At 72.4% G+C, this 2,597-nt stretch carries 2 protein-coding genes; both read left to right on the top strand.

Going from position 1 to position 2,597, the window contains the following annotated elements:
- On the top strand, window positions 1–1,104 hold a 1,104-nt coding region (locus ABWK99_RS15575), incomplete at its 5' end, for a TIGR03862 family flavoprotein (RefSeq protein ID WP_372595600.1).
- 147 nt (window positions 1,105–1,251) lie between these two features.
- Window positions 1,252–2,597: hypothetical protein (locus ABWK99_RS15570; RefSeq protein ID WP_372595599.1), on the top strand; the 1,346-nt coding region annotated here is incomplete at its 3' end.

Below are 2,597 nucleotides of genomic sequence, written 5' to 3'. Positions count from 1 at the left end.
GCCGGGCACGGCGGCCTCAACCTCACGCACAGCGAACCGAGCGCCCCGTTCCTCACGCGCTACGGACCTTCCGCCGATCGCCTCGCGCCCATGCTCGAGGAGTTCGGCCCGCAGGATCTGCGTGACTGGTGCGCCGGTCTCGGCGAGCCGACCTTTGTCGGGTCGAGCGGTCGGGTCTTCCCCCAGGCCTTCCGGGCGACCCCGCTCTTCCGGGCCTGGCTCGCGCGCCTTGCGGATCTGGGCGTGCGGATCGAGCGGCGGCAGCAGTGGACGGGGTGGGCCGAGGACGGGGCCCTGCGGATCGCCGACTCCGCGGGCGAGGTGAGCGAGGTGCGTCCCGGCGCCACGGTGTTCGCCCTCGGCGGTGCGTCCTGGCCGCGGCTCGGCGCGGACGGCGGGTGGGTCGATGCGTTCACCGGGCGAGGCGTGGCGGTGGCACCCCTGCGTGCAGCGAACGTCGGACTGAGGGTCGGCTGGAGCGAGTCCTTCGTCGAGCGGTTCGCGGGCGTCCCGCTCAAGAGTGTTGCGCTGAGGGTCGAGGGCAGCCGCGACGGTCCCGTGCGCGGTGACGCGATGCTCACGCGGACCGGGATCGAGGGCGGACCCGTCTACGCGATCGGCGCAGCCGTCCGGGCGGCCCTCGACGCCGAAGGCCGCTGCACCCTGCGGGTCGACCTGCGCCCCGACCGGACCCGTGACCAGCTCGAGGCACGGCTGAGGAACCGCCGGGCCAAGGACTCCGTCTCGTCCTGGTTGCGCCGCGCGATCGGCCTGGACCCGGCCGCCATCGCCCTGATGCGCGAGGCGACCGGCGGAGCCCTGCCGGCCGAGCCCGCCGCGATGGCTGCACTGGTCACCTCGGTGCCCGTCGAGGTGACCGGGTCGATGCCGATCGACCGGGCGATCTCCAGCGCCGGCGGGATCTGCTGGTCGGAGGTCGACGAGCACCTCATGCTGCGCCGGTTGCCCGGCACCTTCGTCGCGGGCGAGATGCTCGACTGGGAGGCTCCGACGGGCGGCTACCTGCTCCAGGGCGCGTTCAGCACGGGGGTGGCCGCGGCACGTGGGGCGCTGGCGTGGCTGGCGGGCGACGGCGTGCCCTGACGAACCGAGGTCGAGAATCGTGCGGGACTTTGGTCCCCGGTTCTTCTCATCAGGCGTCCGGTCTGACCGATAAGAGGTCAATCGCCGTGCGTCGGGGGGGACCCATCCCCCCTGCCCCCGGTCCGTCGACGAACCGAAGGATCCCCCATGACGACCTTCCGCACCGTCCGTGCGCCCTGGCGGGCGTACGGCGCCGCCACGGCGGCCCTGGCCCTGGGGCTGGTGGGCATCGGCACCGCGAGCGCCGCGCCCGTCGGCGCCCCGGTGGTGAGCGGTGGCTCGGCCACCTACACCGAGCAGGCTCCCCCCGTCCCGATCGGCCAGGACGTGACCATCACCGGTGGCGGGTCCTTCGCCGGTCAGTACATCGACTTCGCCGTGAGCGGGGCCGAGTCGAGCGAGACGCTCTCCCTGCAGACCGCAGCCTCGCCCGTGACGACGGACGGCGTGGTCTCCGTCGTCGACGGGTCGGTCTACCTCGGCACCGGCTCCGGTGCCGACGTCATCGGCTCGATCGACGGAAGCAGCGACGGCGCCGCCGGACGCACGCTCCGGGTCAACTTCACCAGCGCGTTCGTCAACGCGGGCTTCGAGGAGGGCTCGGTCGACGGGTGGACGGCGCTGAACCAGCAGATCGACCTGGGGGTGACCCAGATCGCCGGCAGCACCACCGTCGACACCAGCACCTACCCCGGTGCGGTCCCCAACGCCGACAACAACGTCCCGATGTGGCTCGGGAACCTCAGCACCACGATCCAGGGTGCGGTGGTCAGCGACGGCTCCTACGCCCTGCAGCTCGAGTCCTCCGGCATGACGACCAGCCAGGGCTACGACGTCGTCCACGGACCGGCGGTGTACAGCTCGCCGTTCCTCGCGTCCGCAGGCGACTCGATCTACTTCGACTGGCGGGCCTACGCCGGCGACGACGACTACCACGTCTTCGGCTACCTGCTCGACCAGGACGGGAACCAGCTCGAGGTGCTCGACAGCACCGGAGCCGGCACCACGGCGTGGACCACGAAGGAGACCGTGATCCCGGCCTCCGGCACCTACCGGTTCGTCTTCGTCGCGGGGACCTTCGACGCCTCGGGCGGCCAGGCAGCAGGCGCTCGCCTGGTGATCGACAACGTCCGCGTGTACGGCACCAAGGCCGTGGACGTCGTCGTGCAGCAGATCGCCCGCCTCCTGACCTACGCGAACTCCTCCGACAACCCGGCCCCCAGCCGGACGGTGACCGTCGCGGCCACGAGCGTCAACGGCACGGGGAGCGCAGGCATCACCGTCGCGATCACCCCGGTCGACGACGCACCGACGCTCGACGCCACCAGCCCGCTGACGGTGACCAACACCGAGGGCCCGCAGTCCTTCCCGGCACTCACCGGAACCGTCACCTCGACGGACCCCGAGGGTGACACCCCGGCCTACGCGCTGGCGGCCGGTACGCCCGACGCGCGGACCATCGGCGGGATCGCCTACACGGAGTCGGTGAGCGG

It is taken from the genome of Actinotalea sp., assembly GCF_041597215.1.
Classification (GTDB): Bacteria; Actinomycetota; Actinomycetes; order Actinomycetales; family Cellulomonadaceae; genus Actinotalea.
Note: the sequence above shows the minus strand (reverse complement) of the source record. Positions and strands in the feature narration are given on the sequence as shown.